General features: G+C 30.3%; 17 protein-coding genes. 6 read left to right on the top strand and 11 right to left on the bottom strand.

What is annotated here, in order from left to right; translation table 11 throughout:
- Nucleotides 1-6 precede the first annotated feature (6 nt).
- On the top strand, nucleotides 7-3411 hold the full coding sequence (gene mfd / locus ECH_RS01030) for a transcription-repair coupling factor (RefSeq protein ID WP_006009994.1): 3405 nt from the start codon (nucleotides 7-9) through the stop codon (nucleotides 3409-3411).
- A gap of 391 nt (nucleotides 3412-3802) precedes the next feature.
- Here mfd and ECH_RS01025 read toward each other — a convergent pair whose 3' ends face one another.
- The 5 genes from ECH_RS01025 to ECH_RS01005 all read right to left on the bottom strand — a co-directional run bounded on the left by ECH_RS01025 (nucleotide 3803) and on the right by ECH_RS01005 (nucleotide 9306).
- The gene (locus ECH_RS01025; protein WP_043881596.1) at nucleotides 3803-4015 is read right to left on the bottom strand and encodes a hypothetical protein; all 213 of its coding nucleotides are present in this window, start codon (nucleotides 4013-4015) and stop codon (nucleotides 3803-3805) included.
- A 767-nt stretch (nucleotides 4016-4782) separates the two neighbouring features.
- Nucleotides 4783-5733: a hypothetical protein gene (locus ECH_RS01020; protein WP_006009995.1), complete on the bottom strand. Its 951-nt coding sequence runs from the start codon at nucleotides 5731-5733 to the stop codon at nucleotides 4783-4785.
- 269 nt (nucleotides 5734-6002) lie between these two features.
- Nucleotides 6003-6860 (bottom strand): hypothetical protein, encoded by an 858-nt coding sequence (locus tag ECH_RS01015; protein ID WP_044170479.1) that lies wholly within the window; start codon nucleotides 6858-6860, stop codon nucleotides 6003-6005.
- A 665-nt stretch (nucleotides 6861-7525) separates the two neighbouring features.
- Nucleotides 7526-8407, bottom strand: coding sequence for a hypothetical protein (locus ECH_RS01010; protein WP_011452475.1), 882 nt, complete (start codon nucleotides 8405-8407; stop codon nucleotides 7526-7528).
- Between the two features lie 422 nt (nucleotides 8408-8829).
- On the bottom strand, nucleotides 8830-9306 hold the full coding sequence (locus ECH_RS01005) for a hypothetical protein (RefSeq protein WP_011452472.1): 477 nt from the start codon (nucleotides 9304-9306) through the stop codon (nucleotides 8830-8832).
- Between the two features lie 213 nt (nucleotides 9307-9519).
- Between ECH_RS01005 and ECH_RS01000 the strand changes: the two genes are divergently transcribed.
- The gene (locus ECH_RS01000; RefSeq protein ID WP_011452471.1) at nucleotides 9520-10128 is read left to right on the top strand and encodes a riboflavin synthase; all 609 of its coding nucleotides are present in this window, start codon (nucleotides 9520-9522) and stop codon (nucleotides 10126-10128) included.
- Nucleotides 10129-10380: 252 nt separating this feature from the next.
- Here the strand turns inward: ECH_RS01000 and ECH_RS00995 are convergent, their stop codons facing one another.
- Nucleotides 10381-11784 (bottom strand): NAD(P)H-dependent flavin oxidoreductase, encoded by a 1404-nt coding sequence (locus tag ECH_RS00995; RefSeq protein ID WP_006010002.1) that lies wholly within the window; start codon nucleotides 11782-11784, stop codon nucleotides 10381-10383.
- 639 nt (nucleotides 11785-12423) lie between these two features.
- Between ECH_RS00995 and ECH_RS00990 the strand changes: the two genes are divergently transcribed.
- Complete coding sequence (locus ECH_RS00990; RefSeq protein WP_006010004.1) at nucleotides 12424-13689, top strand: M16 family metallopeptidase; 1266 nt, start codon at nucleotides 12424-12426, stop codon at nucleotides 13687-13689.
- Nucleotides 13690-13799: 110 nt separating this feature from the next.
- On the opposite strand, the gene ECH_RS00985 is transcribed toward ECH_RS00990, so the two are convergent.
- Together ECH_RS00985 and secB are read right to left on the bottom strand one after the other, a co-directional pair.
- Entirely contained in the window at nucleotides 13800-14522 is a 723-nt protein-coding gene (locus ECH_RS00985) for a DsbA family protein (protein ID WP_006010005.1), read from the bottom strand.
- A gap of 80 nt (nucleotides 14523-14602) precedes the next feature.
- Complete coding sequence (gene secB, locus ECH_RS00980) at nucleotides 14603-15130, bottom strand: protein-export chaperone SecB (protein ID WP_006010006.1); 528 nt, start codon at nucleotides 15128-15130, stop codon at nucleotides 14603-14605.
- 112 nt (nucleotides 15131-15242) lie between these two features.
- Here secB and ECH_RS00975 point away from each other — a divergent pair, with 112 nt between their 5' ends.
- Nucleotides 15243-15881, top strand: a complete 639-nt coding sequence (locus ECH_RS00975; protein ID WP_006010007.1) for a Tim44/TimA family putative adaptor protein — start codon at nucleotides 15243-15245, stop codon at nucleotides 15879-15881.
- A 536-nt stretch (nucleotides 15882-16417) separates the two neighbouring features.
- Here ECH_RS00975 and ECH_RS00970 read toward each other — a convergent pair.
- The 3 genes from ECH_RS00970 to fabD form a co-directional block, all read right to left on the bottom strand.
- Entirely contained in the window at nucleotides 16418-17641 is a 1224-nt protein-coding gene (locus tag ECH_RS00970) for an MFS transporter (protein WP_226988423.1), read from the bottom strand.
- A 72-nt stretch (nucleotides 17642-17713) separates the two neighbouring features.
- Nucleotides 17714-18322 carry a dTMP kinase gene (tmk, locus tag ECH_RS00965; RefSeq protein ID WP_006010009.1) on the bottom strand — a complete coding sequence of 203 codons (609 nt, stop codon included), beginning with the start codon at nucleotides 18320-18322 and terminating at the stop codon, nucleotides 17714-17716.
- Between the two features lie 255 nt (nucleotides 18323-18577).
- Complete coding sequence (gene fabD / locus ECH_RS00960) at nucleotides 18578-19549, bottom strand: ACP S-malonyltransferase (RefSeq protein WP_006010010.1); 972 nt, start codon at nucleotides 19547-19549, stop codon at nucleotides 18578-18580.
- Between the two features lie 175 nt (nucleotides 19550-19724).
- On the opposite strand from fabD, the gene rpmE reads away from it, so the two are divergent.
- Nucleotides 19725-19952: a 50S ribosomal protein L31 gene (rpmE, locus tag ECH_RS00955; RefSeq protein ID WP_006010011.1), complete on the top strand. Its 228-nt coding sequence runs from the start codon at nucleotides 19725-19727 to the stop codon at nucleotides 19950-19952.
- A gap of 56 nt (nucleotides 19953-20008) precedes the next feature.
- Nucleotides 20009-20800, top strand: a complete 792-nt coding sequence (locus ECH_RS00950) for an NAD kinase (RefSeq protein WP_006010012.1) — start codon at nucleotides 20009-20011, stop codon at nucleotides 20798-20800.
- Nucleotides 20801-20829: the final 29 nt, after the last annotated feature.

Here is a 20829-nt window from a genome sequence, read left to right as displayed (position 1 = left end):
TATCATATGAATAATATTAATAAAATCTTCAATATTCCACAAACGCTAGAACCACTTGTCATAATAAAAATGTATATAAAAAAACTAATTCATTCTGCAATATATATAGTCAATCAAGAAACACAACTACATAATCTAGCATCAATATTTAAGTTTTATGTTCCAAATCTTGAAATAATCATATTTCCTGCATGGAATTCAATACCATATAAAAAAAATTCTCCACATAATTCAGTTATGGCAGAAAGAATTAAAACTCTATATTCCCTAATCACTAGACATAATGATAATCCCTATATTATTATTTCAACAATTAATGCAATTACTCAAAAAGTATTACACCAAAATATCATATTACAATCAGTATTAAAAATTACATCTCTACAGAATATTACAAAAAACCATATAGAAGATTACTTAACCAATCACGGATACAGTCAATACTCAATAGTACAAGATATAGGTGAATTTGCCACTTACAACAACATCATTGACATTTTTCCTACAACTTATAAAAATCCCATAAGGATTCATTTAAATAATAATCTTATACAATCAATTCACTATTTCAATCGCCAAACACAATTAATAGATAATAACTCTTCTTTAAATGAGGTTGTTATTTATCCCACTTCTGAAATAATAAAACAAAAAAAAAATATAGATATTTTTTCTAAAACCTATAAAACAAAACCAAACCAAGATCAAAACCTATTAAACACAATAATCTCTGGAAAGAAACACATAGGAGAAGAAAATTTCTTGCCTTTATTTTATAAAGAAGAATTACAAAATATTTTTAACTACATATCACAAAACACAACATTAATATTTAACGATAAGCTTATAAATGAAATAAAAGAATATAATAATCAGATATACCTAAATTACAGATCTCAACTATCCTACCAAGTGCCTCCACCTCAACTTTACGTTGATTCTGAAGAATTTAAAATTATAACTAAACAGTTTCATAAAACTATATTCTCACAATCTGACAACACTAGTAATAATTCAGCCTATACCGATAGAAATATACATACTTCTTCCTTCAACATTACAGAAAAGATACAAAACGTCCCAAATTTTAAAACATTAGTACAAAACAAACAAATCGACATATTTGAAATATTGACACAATATATCAAAACTACATGTCACACAAAAAAATTAATAATAGCTTGTTACTCTACTGGCTCTTTAGAATATATCCAAAATAGACTTAGAACATTAAATATCAAACTATGCAAAATAGAAAACTATCAGGAAATATGCTCTTCATATAATATTGCTATATTACCAATATATCACAGCTTTATCTCAAAATATACTATTGTCATAGCAGAACACGATCTATTATATAAACAAGAAACAACTAATAAAAGTAACATTTCAAATATTATTAGCAATGATACTAACCTAGATATTGGAGATATAGTAATACACAAAGACTATGGTATTGGGAAAATAGTAGCACTTGAAACTACTAAAGTATTTGATAGTTATCATGATTTCATCAAAATAGAGTACTATAACAACGACAAACTATTCTTACCTGTAGAAAATATTAATCTTATATCCAAGTATGGACAACAAAATGTCAATGTTACCCTTGATAAACTAGGCAGTACATCATGGCAACAACGTAAAACTAAAATAAAAAACCATATCAAAAAAATTGCAAAAGAATTATTAACTATAGAAGCAGCAAGAAGACTCTCTACTGGCAAATCATTTTTCCCTGATGAAAATTATAAACACTTCTGTAATGAATTTTCTTATACTGAAACAGAAGATCAATTACAAGCCATAAAAGACATGGAACATGATCTATCAAGTGGTAAAATAATGAATAGATTAATTTGCGGAGACGTTGGCTTTGGAAAAACGGAAATAGCTTTACGAGCAGCATTCTTAGTAGCAAGTCAAAACTACCAAGTAGCAATTATAGTACCAACAACTCTACTGTGCAGGCAACATTTTATTGTTTTTACTGAAAGATTCAAAAAATTTCCTAATATAAAAATCAAACAATTATCTAAAATTGTTGCGAGATCCGAAATAAAAAAAACTAAAGAAAGTTTATCATGTGGACAAGTACATATAATAATAGGAACACATGCCATATTAGCACAGGACGTTACGTTTGCTAACTTAAGCCTATTAATTATAGATGAAGAACAACAATTTGGAGTAAAGCAAAAAGAATTACTAAAAAAAATCAAAACAAACGTTCATGTAATTTCACTATCTGCAACTCCAATACCACGGACACTGTACATGTCACTATGTGGAATAAAAGATTTGAGTTTAATAAAAACACCACCAAAAAATAGATTAGCAGTTACAACTTATACAACATATTATGAAGAAACTATAATAAAAGATGCTATAATACGAGAGCATAATAGAGGCGGTAGAGTATTTTATGTTTGTCCACAAATTAGTAATATAAAAAGCATCAGCGACAAGATAAGAAAATTAGTACCAGAAATAAAAATGAACACTGCCCATGGACAACTTTCCCCTACCCAACTTGACACAATAATGAACGATTTTTTTGATGGCAAATTCACAATATTACTTACTACATCAATTATAGAATGTGGATTAGATATCCCTTTTGCCAATACAATCATAATACACAATGCCGATATGTTTGGATTAGCTCAACTCTACCAATTAAAAGGAAGAGTAGGACGTAGCAGTACCAAGGGTTTTGCATATTTTATATTATCTGAAAAAGCAACCAATAAATCTGCTATAAAACTGGAGATAATACAATCAATAGATTCTATAAATTCAGGATTTAATTTATCATTACATGACATGGATATCAGAGGATTTGGTAATTTAGTGGGAGAAGAACAATCAGGTAACATAAAAGATATAGGCATTGAACTATACCAACAAATGTTAGAAGAAGAACTTAACATTTATAGTGAATATCCTAAAGATCTTGACCATATAAATATCAATATCAATGTTAATATAAGAATTCCTGAGCATTACATTCAAGATATAGGATTAAGAATGCGAGTATACAAAAAAATTGGCAGTCTTAAAACAAAAGAAGACATAGATAATTACTATATAGAGTTAACCAATAAGTTTGGTAAATTGCCAAACGAAGTAGAAAACTTATTGAACACCATATATATAAAACAACTGTGTGCAAATATTGGCATTTATGAAGTCGAACAAATAAAAAACAGCATCCTTTTAAAAATAGATAGCAATACAACTCTTAAACAAAAAATTCTTAATTATTTTATCAATAACCCTCTAACTTTTAAGATACAAAACAATAGTATACTTATGCTAATTAACAACAGTTCCAATTGCATTATAAGTTTTATTATACACCACATTAGCAAAATAAACCTATTAAACAAGAAAGCAATATTATAAATTTATTATTAAAAATATCAGGAAAGTTAGTTAGAAGCTATATATGAATAGTATTAATCTTTATTTCTGATATTAATTTCTTGATATCAAAATTCTAAACGCTAATAACACACACTTTGCATTATTATGAGAGTAATCACTATTATACATCGATAAAATATAGATAGACTATACAATATCTACTCATTACCTCATCTTATAAAAAAGACAATTTTACAGTAATATTCATAATGTAATGAAATGCATACATACATTAATCAATAAAATATTTTATATTTTTAATTTGAGATAAAATTTCACAATAACATCATCTTTTTCAAGTGTACCAATGTTAAAACACACATATTTTGGTAGATATACTGCTGAAAAATATTAGAGCAAACCCACAACATCAAAACCTCAGCTTCTGCTGCTGGGCTACTAATACAACATCATCACTAACATTTTCTAGATCATCTAATTCTGAATTCACATTATTATCCTGTTGATTCGTATTATCCTTTACAGCACGATGACATATTGAAAATAATGGGAAAAAAAAGAATACTAAAGTTACCAATACTATCATACTAATTATGGTAACAACAAATACTTTATCATTCATATAAACACACACTATTATTAATATTATTTAATTTCTCTAAGCATTGCTCCTTTAATGCAAAACAACAATCATAAATAATATCTACAAATAATCCTCCTCAAAGAGAGATATTTACACTATAACTTCTAATTAGCAGATACAATCAAGAGTAGCACTTATATTTACAGTCATATCAAGAGATACAGCCAATATTTTCTAACAGGAGTTAATATTCTTATTATTTACACAATCATAACTTGCATCATTATCATCAAAAACTACTAAAATCAAATAAAGTATAATAACCTTTTAAAATTTGTTATGTAGAGTAGCTTTTAATAAATATACCATTAACCACATCTATGAGATACCTCCCAACTATTATGTCTACCTATTGCTTGACATGTAAGTTACCAAGAAGAAGCGGCAATTCACCTGTATTATTATTACATTGTGACACCTCTATGTCCATACATTTTACACTAGATGATTAAAGTATACAAGTATGACACAAAGCAGTATCATTGACATAATTATTGAACAATGCTCAATGAAAGCACTATTTTTTATAATGGCACTGTATTACATTTGATAGTGTATAGGTATAAACAACATACAGGGTTAATACCCTTTAAATACAAAACAAATTTATATATTAATTACTTGATAAACTTATAAAAGACTTCATAAATTATATACATAACAATATATAAGAAGTACCAAGCCAAATAATATTCTGGCTTTCATTCATAAGTTGAGTATTATGTATTACATCTATTCTATTCAAATTACCTAGGGAATATTCCCTGTAACCTAAACACAGGTCTAACTTGCTCAGCAGAATCAGCAGGATCTTCTTGATGATCATGCTGACACAGCAGAAAAGGTCTATTTTCAACGTTTGAACTTTCAGTCACAACACTAACTTCTCCTATCACATCTAATGCTATCACAGCATCACTCAAATTATCAGGAGGTCCCCCCCCCCCATGCTCTCGTAAATATGCCATCTGTACTCTATGTCTTCGAATATTGCTTCTACAGGTTTGAACACTACGTACACATATCATCACTGAAAACATTAACAGAAATGTACCCATTATCATTATAAATGCTGCAATAAGTGTACTATCATGGAGACTATTATTCCTAGTACTACTAGTAACCGTATTATTTAATACAGGAAAAATTGTTGTAGCATTACCAACACTACCTTCTACTGTACTACCAACAGCACTATTCAAAATATTAGTAAATGTACTATTTAATACAGAAGAAATTGTTGTAGAACCACCCCCATTTTCCATTGTACTGCTAACAGCACTATTCACAATATCACTAACCGTATTATTTAAGATAGAAGAAATTGTTGTAGAACTACTCCCATTTTCCATTGTACTGCTAACAGTACTATTCACAATATCACTAACCGTATTATTCAAGATAGAAGAAATTGTTGTAGAACTACTCCCATTTTCCATTGTACTGCTAACAGCACTATTCACAATATCACTAACTGTATCATTTAATGCAGAAGAAACTGTTGTAGTATTACTCCCATTTTCTACTGTACTACTAACAGTATCGTCCAAAACACGAGTAAACAGATTGCTTAATGTAGTTGTTGTAAGATTTCCATTTCCTATACTTGTAGTACTATTTAAGACATACGATATACCATGATTAACACTAGACACAAGAGAAATTAACACATCCCCTAACCAATTGAAAAGCAACATAAATAAAAAATGGATAACACACTAGGTTAATTATATCACAATTTTTATGAAAATTTAGATCACACTTTACATAAATTACACATACTATTGGATATTACGTATTGTCTATATAATTTCCAAAAGCATCCAGCAATCTCAAAATCAATTTAATTTAACCAGTAAATATTATCCCCCCCCCCCCCTTGATCATTACGTCAATAAACAAAAAACTTATTTGATACTTTCTCATTCATAAGTTGAGTATCACGTATTGCATCTTCCTAGTCAAATCATCTAGGGAATATTCCCTGTAACCTAAACACAGGTCTAACTTGCTCAACAGGATCATCAGGAGCTTCTTGATGATCATGCTGACACAGACAAGGTCTATTTTCAAGGTTTAACTCGTCAGTTACCACTTCAACGTCTCGTACTATATCTAATTCCATTGCAGCATTATTTACAGTATCAGGAGGGTCGCCTCCATGTTCTCGTAAATAGTTGAGTCGCGCTCTAGCTCTTAGAATATCAGTTCTACATCTTTGAACACTACGTACACACATCAACAACGACAACATTAACAGAAATACACCCATCACCATTATAAATGCTTGTAAAAGTGCATACTCTCCTCCACTAGACTGACCTGTAGTACTACTAGAGATAACAGTAATCGTACGATTGAATGTAGAAGAAATTGTTGTAGAACCATTACCACTCTCCATTGCACTGCTAACAGTACTATTCACAATATCAGTAACCGTATTATTTAAGATAGAAGAAATTGTTGCAGAACTACTCCCACTTTCCATTGTACTGCTAACAGTACTATTCACAACATCAGCAACCGTATTATTTAAGATAGAAGAAATTGTTGCAGAACCACTCCCATTTTCCATTGTACTGTTAACAGCACTATTCACAATATCAGTAACTGTATCATTTAATGCAGAAGGAATTGTTGTACTCTCATTTTCTACTGTACTATCAACAGTATTGTTAAAAACACGAGTAAATATATTACGCATAGTTGTCGTAACATTTTCACCTCCCATACTTGCAGTAGTATTTATGACATGCAACATACCATGGCTAACACTAACAATAATAGCAGCCAAAGCACATCTTACCCTATTGAAAAGTAACATAAATAAAAATGGATAACACACTAAGTTAATTATATCACAATCTTTATGAAAGTAGTATTTACGGTACGCGATATACCATAGCTAACACTAACAACAATAGCAGCCAAAGCACATCCTAACCTATTGAAAAGTAACATAAATAAAAAATGGATAACATACTAAGTTGATATCACAATCTTTATGAAAGTAGTATTTACGGTACGCGATATACCATAGCTAACACTAACAACAATAGCAGTCAAAGCATATCCTAATCTATTGAAAAGTAACATAAATAAAAAAATGGATAACATACTAAGTTGATATCACAATCTTTATGAAAGTAGTATCTATGATACGCGATACACCATGACTAACACTAACCACAATAGCAGTCAAAGCACATCCTAATCTATTGAAAAGCAACATAAATAAAAAATAGATAACATACTAAGTTGATATCACAATCTTTATGAAAATTTAAACTCCACTTTATATAAACTACAAATATATGTATGTTGTTGTGGCTTGTGTTATCTTATGTATGATATGTCATATTTGTTACCATTTTATACAAGGAGTGTAAGAGGAAAGACGTATTGCATGTGAATTTAGTAATCGGATGAAATGTAACTTCCCTATCTCTTGAGAATAACTGCTAAATATAATAGCAAATCACAAAATATCTAAAAAGACATACTTTCTTCAACACATTCTGTTTCTTCTTCAACTCTAGACATAACATCTAATTCCATCCCTAAATCACTACCAACACTATATACAGTACTTCTTCTATGACACAATCGAGCCATCCAATGTCTCAACCTATGGCATACATTCTGTGGTACGTACTCAAGATCAAGCTGAGTAGCAACACCCCCCTCCCCTTCTATATTAACTCTACTCTGTTGTACTTCAACATCTTCCCTAGAATCACAACAAATAGATGCTCTTGACATACCTGTAATATTAACATCAGAAGACATCCGAGGTTCTCTTATCTCACTAAACTCACGTGCAATACGCCTAACACGTCTTTCCCCTTGCACTCCTTGCATAAAATGGTGACAAATATGACGCATCATACATAAAATAGCACAAGCCATAACAACATACATAATAGTATTTATATGATAATTAGAAGCTGCATTATCCTGACTAACTATGCTGTTATTGGTAGCCATTCCCACACTATCAGTAGTGCTACTAATGTTAGAAACTGTATTACTAGTAGTAAAAGTGCCGTTAAAGATATCATATAGCATTGTAACATTACGACGTGTAACATCTAGTATACTATCTACAGTACTGTTTAATATAAACGATGTATAATTACCAATCCTACTAGTAACTATTCCTATACTATCAGTAGTACTACTAATATTAGAAACCACATTATTAGAAATAGTAGTCAGTGTGTTGTTAAGTATATCATGCAGTGCTGTAACATTACGACGTGTAACATCTAGTGTACCATTTACAGTATTGTTCAATATAAAAGATGTATAATCACTCACCCCAGCAACAATAGAAGTAAGTACAGACTTTAACAAATCAAGCCATGACATGAGTAGAAAAAAATCAAGATATGTTATCAATTATATAATAATTCTCGTCTAAATCAATATTCATAACAAGGTAACCTACCAAACAGCAAAAATGAATCATATTTCAATTTATTGTATTTTAGAAAATTGCTATCCTACATATACAAACACAATAACAAAAAATAACATTTTTACATAAGCAAACCTCTTTACCTAAGAATCATCAGTTTTACAGTTATTATGGGGTATATACATTATATTCCGGGAAAGGGATTAAAGCATATACTAACTTTACATGTTTGCAAAGCTTTAGCAAAAAAAGCTACTACTCCCTATCCCACTTTCTGCTATACATATATGTTTGCACATCTGTCAGATTCATTTAGGCAACAAAATTCTTAATACAAACAAAAATACATAATTATACATATCAACTATTGCACTTACACAACATGAGAATAATGTAATGAACATTCTTTTGATTGAATTGAAGCAACATGCTGTTGATCCAATACTTTTGGAATACATTCACTTTCTTCCTTTGATTCTTGCGGATTAATATCGTCTGAAACAATTAGCAAAGAAATTTTTTCTTCCACATGACTATCAGAAGAGTCTGTGTTTTCTAACATAATAGAAGCCTTAGAAGTACATTTTGTATAACCATTTTGACGCATAAGATCACGATTTCCAATCCAATAAATAAGTCCTCCCACTACAACTACAACCAATACATAAAACGCAATGACACCAGCAGCTAGCAAATCATCCCTACCTGTCCCTATGTTGTTAAAACCTTTAGGAATCAGTGTATCATTACCAGTAAAATCATCAGAATGGTCAAAAATTCCATCGAATACACTATGATTACTCACATTACGTCCAACGTGTAATATTGAAGCATTAAAATTATTTAACATACAAATAAGTCCTTTCTTTCATATAAAGTATTACAAAATTTAACATATATTAATAATAAAAATATACTTTTTAATAAAAATTATAATTATTATGCAATAAATTAATTTTTTAGATATTTGCTAGCAGACTTACCTTACACATTTTTTTCCTATTGACATTTCTTCATTCATCATACTAGAATTCCGAATCCACAATTCATGATACAATATTGGATGTTTAAAGGCATAATAGAAGATATCGGTACTATTATCCAAGTAGATTACACAAAAGGCCAGGATAGAAGACTTGTAATAAAACCCACCAATGCTAATTTTTTAAGTGAGACGAAAATAGGTGATTCCATAGGATGTTCTGGCATTTGCTTAAGTGCAGTAGAATTAGACAATGAGTGTTTTTCTGCTGATGTTTCCGATGCAACTCTATCTGTTACTAGTGCTGCACATTGGAAAGAAGGAACAAAGATTAATCTAGAATTACCCTTAAAAATGACTGACCGCTTAGATGGACATTTTGTACAAGGACATGTTGATGGAGTAGGAAATATTATCTCAATTACTAACGTAAACAGTTCTCACAACATAGAATTTCACATACCAGATGCGCTATTAAAATACATGATAAGGAAAGGATCAATAGCTATAGATGGAGTATCATTAACCATTAATTCCATATCTAATAATATATTATCCGTAAACATTATTCCTCATACCTGGAAAAAGACAACTTTTCAATACAACAAAGTAAATGACAATATCAATATAGAAGTAGACATGCTTGCAAAACACTTAGAACGTCTATACGAGCATAATATTAAAGTATAGTTACATATTACAATAAATTTCACATAGATGCTTATACATGCTAAACTTCAAATTAATTTTACTAATAGAAAAGCTACTACACTTTCAGCCAAACAAAAATTTCATAAACACATATTATATTTACTAAAAACTAGCAGCAGCAAATACCACAAAACCTATAAAGTACAGGAAGAATTTCTATGTGATTAATAATAAAAAATACTTTTTACTTCAGACACCTAACTATTGTTTTTATTTACAAATAAAACAATATCAATATCCAGTCAAAATTCTATCAACAAGCTCCTTGATTGTAGGAATATAACCATCTCTATAAAACTCATCTTGTACAAACTTATATGCATTATGGCCAGAAAACATAAGCTCATGTTCATGGTCTACCCCAGCAATAATATTTTGTAACGTTTTCTGAATACAAAAACTACGAACATCTGGTTTAATACCTGTAGTATAATCCCCGTGATCTTTCCAATTACTAAATTTGCAATGACTTAGACATCCCATACAATTTATTTGATCTTCCCTAATACTTCTTGACTGACTCTGACTAACAAATATTAAAGTATTATCGGGAGTTTTTAAAGCATCTGTATAACCCATTGCTACCCAAGACTCGGACAATTTTTTATCCTTAGGATCTACATATACTTTTCTACCTCTACTACCAATAGAAAGCTCTGCACTGCATTTTTCAGTCATCTCATTTTCAAATGCAATCTGACGTGTATTACGTGCTTGTAACTCTTTTATAAACTCATTTTCAATCGCAGAAGAATAAAACCCTGTAGGACTAAATCTATTTAAAAACACATCACCAGGTTTCAAAGACATCAACTTCTTTTTCCACCCAGGAGAAATTGGACTTTCCTGAGTTAATAAAGGTCTGGTCCCGAACTGAAATGCTATTGGACCAATTAAATCATTATCTAACCATGATTCCCAGTCCTTCAAATGCCAAACGCCACCTGCCATAATTAATACAACATCAGATAATCCAACTTCATTCATGTATGCGCGAATTGCTGCAACTCTTTCAAAAGGATCTTGTGGATGACCAGGAGATTCACTATTACTAAGTCCATTATGTCCACCAGCTAACCAAGGATCTTCATATACAACTCCACCAAGAAGTGTTTTTGAAAATTTCTGATAAGAACGTTGCCACAAAATTTTAAATGCTCTCATTGAAGAAACAATAGGATAGTAATAAACTTGATATTGAGCAGCTATTTCAACTAACTTATATGGCATACCAGCACCACAAGTAATACCATGGATTAATCCTTTTGCCTTATCAAGCACACCATGAAGTACCCGCTGAACACCTCCCATTTCCCACAGTACATTCATATGTATTCTTCCCAATCCCTTTGATATCTCATGAGCCATTCTAGCCTGACTCACTGCTGCATCAATACTATAGTTTATGAGCTCATTATGGCGTTCTAACCTAGTCTTTCCACGATATATTAAAGGAACATGCTCCCCATTATCATCAACTAATCTAGCACATGCTCCAGAAAAAGTACCTACAGCAGAAGCAGCAGCAAAAGCACCAGCAGTTCTACCATCACTCGCACCTATACCTTTACCACCTTCTATAATTGGCCAAACACTTTTACCGGAAATCAATACCTTCTTAATTTTTTTACGCAAATTAAAACCTTAATCTATTGACAATACTATACATTTTCTACTATAGCTGAGAAACCTAACCTGTCACTTTTATCATTTTTTTTGCAATTTAACAAGCAATATCAATATCACAATACGCTATATAACTTCCCACTTTTTATGGTAAAAACCACAAATACCTATAATTTACTAATGCAAATCAATACATGACCACTAAATATTAAATTTTACTCAAGTAATAAAATTAACCCAATATACACTATATAGGATAATACCAGCTAAACTTACTACTCCGTCAATCCACCACAAATCCTTGCCATGTTAACACCTTAGCTAACATTACACAAATAATATTGTAAAATAAGTAGCATTTATATGAAAATTACGAATATAATAATTGCTCCTTATTAAACAAGCCGTACAACCAACACTACCATTTACATACCACAATGTACCATTAAAAGTATATATAAAACAAGTATTTAGATAGTATTGTATGTACTAATGTATCAAGATCATAATTAATTAACAAAATGTAGTTATGAAAAATCTTCAAAATTAGGTTAAATCATGATTTTCATACACTGATATTTTATTATATTTGTTGCTGTCATATCATTAACCGTATAAACTTAAGACATTAATTCCTTATTTAAAGTCATGTCACCAAAAATTACACAACTTAGCAACAATTTCACTATAATAACTGACACAATGCCATATGTAGAATCCGTATCTATCAACATTTGGGTAAACGTCGGAAGTAGGTATGAGAATATAAACATAACAGGTATCTCTCATTTTTTAGAACACATGGCTTTTAAAGGCACTAAAACTCGCACTGCACTTGATATAGCACAAATTTTTGATGATATAGGTGGAAATTTTAACGCTCACACAGACAGAGAACATACTGTTTACCATGTAAAAACACTAAAAAGAGACATTAAAATAGCTATAGAAGTACTTGCAGACATAATACTAAATTCACAATTTCCGGAAGAAGAAATATACAAAGAAAAAGGAGTAGTGTTACAAGAGATATATCAAACAAATGATTCTCCTACTAGTATAATTTTTGATAAGTATATAGAAGCTGCGTATCCTAATCAAATATTTGGTAAATCCATTTTAGGTACCCCAGAATCAGTAAATAGCCTATCTAAAGCAGATTTACACATCTACATGAGTGAATATTATCACGCTGGCAACATGTTACTATCAGTAGCTGGAAACATATCACATGAAGAAGTCATTGATTTAGTATCTCAGTATTTTTCTCATATGAAAAAATCACAACGTAAAATAGCAGATCCATCAATTTATCGCAGCGGAGAATATAGAGAAATAAGAAACTTAGAACAAGTACATCTTGTCATAGGATTCCCTAGTGTTTCATATAAAGATGACTTGTTTTATACTATACAAATTTTAGATTCAATCTTAGGAAATGGCATGTCATCACGTCTTTTCCAAAAAATCCGTGAACAATTAGGATTAGTCTATACTATTTCATCTTTCAACTCAAGTTACAGTGATAACGGCATTTTCTCTATATATGCAGCAACAGATAAAAGTAATTTAAGTCAATTACTTTCCACTATAGCTTCTGAAGTAAAAAATATCATAACAAACTTACAAGAAAACGAGATAACAAGAGCAAAAGGTAAATTAACATCTGAAATATTAATGTCAAGAGAAAGCACTACTGCACGCGCTGAATCCTTAGGGTACTATTATTCCCATTACAATCGGTACATTTCAAAAGAAGAATTAATAAAGAAAATATCTACAATTACAGTCACAGACATTCAGAACTGTATTAATAATCTACTAGGTAGCAACAACAAAATAACCTTAGCAGCTATAGGTCAAATTGAAAACCTACCTTCTTATGATGATATAGCCCAAATGTTTTACATATAACAGACTTACATTTAGAAGTAAAAAATACTACAAAAAAGTTCTTAGTTGCAATTCTTATACCTTAAATAGACAGACAATACTTGAACATAGAATCGATAAATTCTACAGATTTAAGGTTTACTACCTACTAACGAATAATTTGGATGCAACATAATTAATTCATCAATTGTTTCAGAAAAGCTTTCAATATCATGGGGCTTATCATATTTTCTACCATTAATAAAAAACACAGGTGTAGCATTTACCTGTAATTTTCTATTTGCAACAAACTTCTCCTGCACAATATAATTCATTATATCTTCATCATTAATACACTTCTCAAATCTTTCATCAGTAACATTACTAATTTTTGCAATATTAGACAATACACCCAAATCCTTATAATTAGTTACTAACGCTTCTATAGAGCTAAATACTGCCTTAGTATAAGTAAAAAAGCTACTAGCAGTATTGTAACAAATTCCTAACATTGCAGCTTTTAATGATATATAATCTAAAGGAAAGTTCCTAAAAATATACAACACTTTACCTGTTTTAATATACTTACGCTCCAACTCTGGAAAAACATTTAGTGTAAAATGTGCACAATGCATACATGAAAAAGAAGCATATTCTATTATGATAACCGGAGCTTTTGTATTACCTATAAAACGGTCATTAGGCAACAAGCTCAATAACTCTTGAGCAGTGATATCATCATCTAATTTTACAAGAGTATCAGAATAAAACTTTTGTTCAGGCTCTTGTTTGTTATTATCAGAACAAAATGCAAAATTAAAGAAGAAAACTACTACAAACAAAAAGAATAGCTTACTTATCACTAAACATTTCATAATACAAAAACCTGTATTAACTTAACTAATCAAACTATAAGCTGTCCTAACTAACAAACTAAATTATCCTTAACAAAACCCTATTTTTCTGGATCCTGACTATTATCATTCTGTCCAACACCCTGCTTCATCTGAGATTCATACATAGCTCTAAAATCAACAATATCAAGCATTAACGGAGGGAATCCCCCTGTAGAAGTAACTCTAGAAATCAACTCTCTAACAAATGGGAATAGGATAGTTGGAGCAGAAATCAACAATACATCTCTTATATCTTGCTGACTTAATTCCTCTATACTTACATCATCACTTTCAATAGAGAATACACCACAATATTTAATTTCGCAAATAAATGCTACTGTAGTACCAACTCGAGCTTCTGCATTAACCTGTAGAGTAACTTCATATAACGGCTCTACTTTATTATCTGAAGGCTGTTCACTACTCTGATCTTGTGCTTTTACTGGAAGACTTACAGAACTAACATTAATAGAAATATTAATCTCAGGTGGGGTTTTACTAATCATCAAAAAAATTTGTGGAGAATTCGGATTTTCAAATGAAAGATCCTTAATATATTGACCCTTAACTTTCAATTTACATGACATACTAACAAGCCCCCAAGTAAAATAATGTAATTAATTATTGATTAACGTACACTAAGCTATAATATATTGAGTATACACAGTATATGTTTTTGTCAATAAAAATTAGGATTATATGGTTGAATTAGCAATATATGCATTTTTAGCAGCATTCATCTTTTTCCGTTTATATCACTCTCTTGGAAAAACTTCAGGGTTACAATCAAACAGTCATTCACAAACCATAAGTATCATTATGGAAGACACACAAGAACATGACACTGCCGATATTGACATAGATTCCGTAATGGAAATTTGCAACGAAAATGATAAATCAATCATCAACCATATTAAAAAGAAAGACAAAGAATTTTCTCTAAGACATTTCATGGATGGGTCAATAAAGGCATTTGAAATTATAATAAAAGCTTTCAATGAAGGAAATATACACATATTATCTATGCTATTAGATACTAATTTATATAATTCATTCGTAGAAGAAATAGAAAATCGTAAAGCACTTGGTCAACTATATGAAGATATTATTGTATCAATAACATCCCACAAAATAACAAAGTTAAGTCTTTCTGGTAATATAGCATACATAACAGTAAAATTCATTAGCGAACAAATAAACTTTGTAAAAGACAAGGACGATAATATCCTACAGGGTAGTACTTCAAAAATTAACAAGATTGAAGACACATGGACCTTTAGGAAAGATACAACACTTTCAAATAAAAAATGGTATCTCAGTACTATTCAATCTGTATAATCTGACATACCTATCTTAGAATTTACAAAAAGTTTTGTTGTAAAGTATATTATATTAAAATATACATAGAACTCATGATACACCATTATGAAATTATCTGATAAACACTAGAAACAAAATATATAACTTTACTGCTGTAAATTTAAATTATCCTACTAAATTCACATCTCAAACAGTCAAAAACTAATACAACTTTAATTGAAATCATCAGATTATTAACAATAGCAAAAACTGGAACAGAGCTTTATTATCTTAACTTTAAAGTTACAATCTATGTTCTAATACTTTAAAATCAAAGTATATAAAAAGTCGCATAGCTTATATTAAATTATTGATTACTAAAAATAAGAAGAAAAAAACTATTTGTTGTAGATATTAGCTTTTCTACTTAGAACACATAAGTAAGAACAAACTCTATACTTAAACTTAGAGTGACGTTTTAAATCACAAAAAACTATACAAACTAATATCGTTTTATCAAAGCACACAGTTATATATAATCGATACATGATTATATATAACTGTAGTACCATGTGTTACTTACCCTCTTTCTTATCCAAATATTTCAGGTAAATAAACCCTATTGCTCCTATAAGCAATCCACCAGGAATAAATAACATAGATTTTAGCATTAATGCCTTAGTATATACTGGCTCTGAATCTACAATTTTTCCATCCCATAACAAATCTATTACACAAGATATAGCAGTATGAAAGAAATAACCAAAAGCCATAGCTATCATGTTATTTACAGCAGTAGCTAATGCAACTACATTATTACTAACATAACTTAGTACCTTACAAGTTGCTATAATCTGATATGATGAAAAAAACCCTATCATAAAAAATGATATTGTGACCAATATAACCGAACTACTGATATATAACATCAGGAAAGGAAACAACATCCCCAAAGCAGATGTGATAAGTATATTCCAACTATTAAATGATTTCTTCTCCAACATATATGGTAAGACAAACAATCCAAAGCACATACCAATAAATATTGTAGAAGGCAATAAAGCAGCTACTTCTTTATCCATATTACTAACTGCCTTTAAAAATGAAGTAACCCATCCATCAGCAAAACCTTCCAAAGGTCCAATCATAAAGCCTGCAAGTAAGCTGATCATAACAATGTACTTATTAAATACAATCAACTTAATTTTATCACAGAGACCTTTATTATCTTCAACATTGGAGTCTTTATCATAAGGCAACATAAACAAATATAGCAACAGCGCTATAACAGCTCCTATAATAATAAATACTAAGAATAAACTTTCCCAACCAAATTTATTTAACAAAGATAAAATTGGCAGTCCTCCATACATTGCACCTAGCAGTCCTATTATAACAGAAATACCAGACATTCTAGCAAATCTGTTGCCATAGTACATACTAGCAACTTTAAAAAGGCCAAGAGCAGAACCAGCTGAACCTACACCTGTAATTATTCTCCCAATTTGAGCAAATAACCACACATCTGATATTAGCAATGGCACTAATCCAATAAACGTTAGAGCTGCACAAATTGGTAATACTATCTTAGGCCCATATTTATCTAAAAGAATACCTAGCGGTATATGTGCTAACGTATATCCAATATAATATAAACCAGAAAATTGACCAAATGCCATAGCACTAATTTTGAACTTCTCCATAGACACAGAGACAATAACATTAGGAATTACTCTCAATATATACTGATACGCATAAAACATTGAGACTAAAAACCATGCTAAAAATTTTCTATTCAAAACATCCCCCATGATTAATTTAAAACCATTAAAATTATAAAAAAAAACAAGGTGTAGATCCTACACACAAATTCATACCATTTGCAATACCTTTATTACTTCCAAATGTACAAAGTTAATGTCATCAATATCATAAGTTTCACTCTTATCAGTAATTACATGACAACGATGCGGATTTTTTTTTGCAATGTCATAGAAGCCATCTCTGACTCTATAATAAAATTCCATATCAGCAAATTCATATCCATTTTTACAAGATCTAGACAATGATTCATTAATATCAACATCAATAATAAATGTAATATCAGGGTAAACATCAATAACAAGATCATTTAACTGATCTATCAAACTACAATCAATACCTTGTCCATAACCTTGATATGCAATTGTCGAATCGATAAATCTATCACAAATCACTATTTTTTTTTGCATTAAAGAAGGTTTTATAATTTTAACAAAATGCTCCCTACGCATAGCAATAAAAAATAATAATTCTGATAAACTATCTAAACCTTGAGCTTTAAATAATAAGTTGCGCACTGATTCATTTAATAAAGTACCTCCAGGTTCTCTAGTTAACACAACATTATTCACACCATATATTTCAGATAAATATTCCGCCAACAAATGTGACTGTGTAGTTTTACCAGAACCATCTATTCCTTCAAAAGTAATGAACATAAATTACCTTACATTAGATACAAACAACTTTATTACTAATTACTCAAGTACATGCAAGTAAAAATACCTAAGTCACTTATACCTTATAAAGTAAGCAATAATAAACTCACTTTTTACAAAACTTATGCAGATCATTACCTCAAATAGCTTAAAAACTTTAGTAACCTAAAAATTTCTAGCTAAAACTACTGCACAAAAATATAATTAAAAACTGTAGGAGAAAATAACAAAGATAGTTACAAGTATATACTATATCTATGCATCAACAAGATCCGTACTTACCGTGAAATGTCGCGTTATAGAATCTATACAATCTGCCGTGTTAATGCTAACTGCAGAAACATCCGAACTAATCCTCTTCACCAAACCTGACAACGTAGTACCAGCACCAACTTCAATAAAGTGAGTACAACCTTGACTTATCATGTACAAAATACTTTCACGCCACCGAACTCTACTTACTAGTTGTTTCGCTATTAAATTCTTAATCATGAAACAATCAGTATATTCTCTTGCAGATACATTAGATACAACCTTAACTGACGGCATTTTCATATTTCTAACACTCTCAATAAATTCCTGTAGTTTCTCACACGCAGAACTCATCAATGATGAATGGAATGGTCCACTAACTTGTAACTTTATAACTTTTTTTATACCAGTATCTTTAATTAAATCTGGCAATTTTTCAAGAGCGGCTTTAACACCACTAACAACAACCTGACCATCACAATTATCATTAGCAATTTCACATATTCCATACTCTTGAGCCATTTTCACAACATTTTCTACATCACTTAAGCTGCCACCTATTAAAGCACACATCCCTCCATATCCTAGAGGCACTGCATCATACATAGCTTGGCTTCTTACAAGCAAAAGTTGTGTAACTTCATACAAAGTTAATGCTCCAGATGCACACAATGCTACACATTCACCTACCGAATGCCCTGCCATATACTTTATATTATTAAATAAATGTACTGGCTTACCTAAAACATACTCTATAGCACGTAATGTTGCAATAGAAGTAACCATCAATGCCAACTGTGCATTATCTGTTGAAGTTAAATTTTCGATAGAACCTTCAAACATTATTTTAGATAACTTTTTATTCAATATGTCATCTACTTCATGAAAAACATACCGAGCAACAGCAAAGTTGTCATATATATTCTTCCCCATAGACACAAATTGAGACCCCTGACCAGGAAACATAAAAATCATCTGTATATATCCTCGACTGTCTACCTATTTTTATGATATACTGTTATGGTAAATTAGTCAAAAGAATTTACATAACCATTAAAAGCCCTATATATAATTGACAAATAGCATACATAAATGTTACAACAATAGGTTTGCTAAACGACATAATTACAAAATTCAAAAAGGTTCAAAAATGAAAAAAGGGATACATCCAGAAACCAATGACATATTAACCATATTTACTAATGGGGAAGAAAGAAAAATGAAGTCTACTTTGGGAAAAAAGAATGAACTAATAAAAATTCACCTAGAAAGTGACTGCTTTAACCATCCAGCATGGAATCCAAACTTAAGAACTGTTAGCAAGAAAAATAGTAAAGCTGCAAAATTTATGAGTAAATTTGGTGATTTAGATTTATAAATCTTATTTTATATACTATATAACATATGTATGTATATTCATTCTTGTAGTTGCACATGAGTAAATATAAAAACATTGGGTATGTTTTTACTGATGCTTTTGATAAAACTGCAGCCATTGCATTGGAAAAGCAATATGGTCTTATAGACATCAAAAAAAATGAGGATATAGCTATTGATCTATTAATAGTAATAGGTGGAGATGGGTTCATGCTTCACAGTTTACACAATTACGTTGTGAATAAATGTAACAATGTACCCGTTTATGGGATAAACTATGGCACCATCGGATTTTTATTAAATCAATATTCAGAATATAATCTTATAGATCGTATCAACGAAGCAATTCCAACCCAATTAACCATATTAAATATGGTTGCTACCGATACTGACAAAAAACAGTACAATGCAATTGCTATAAATGAAGTATCTCTATTTCGTAGCACTCATCAAGCTACAAATTTACAGATAAAAATCAATAGCAAACTAGTAATGGAAAAGCTAGTATCTGACGGTGTTTTAGTTGCAACACCAGCTGGTAGCACAGCTTATAATTTTTCTGCAGGCGGATCAATATTACCCTTAAATTCTAACGTCTTCTCATTAACTGCAATTAACTCATTTAGACCTAGACGATGGAGAGGAGCTATATTAACAAATTCTACTATAATAGAAATAGATGTAATTAATCCAAAAGTACGTTCTGTAGCAGCAGTTGCTGACTATACAGAATTCCGAAATATTACAAATATAAAAATCAAGAAAGACACTGATACTACTATTACATTACTATTCGATAAAGAACGCAATTTGGAAGAACGAATAACTAATGAACAATTCTCTGCTTAAAAAGATTATATTTAGTAATACTATTGCAT

This window comes from Ehrlichia chaffeensis str. Arkansas, assembly GCF_000013145.1.
Lineage (GTDB): Bacteria > Pseudomonadota > Alphaproteobacteria > Rickettsiales > Anaplasmataceae > Ehrlichia > Ehrlichia chaffeensis.
This window is presented reverse-complemented; position numbering and strand designations above follow the sequence as displayed.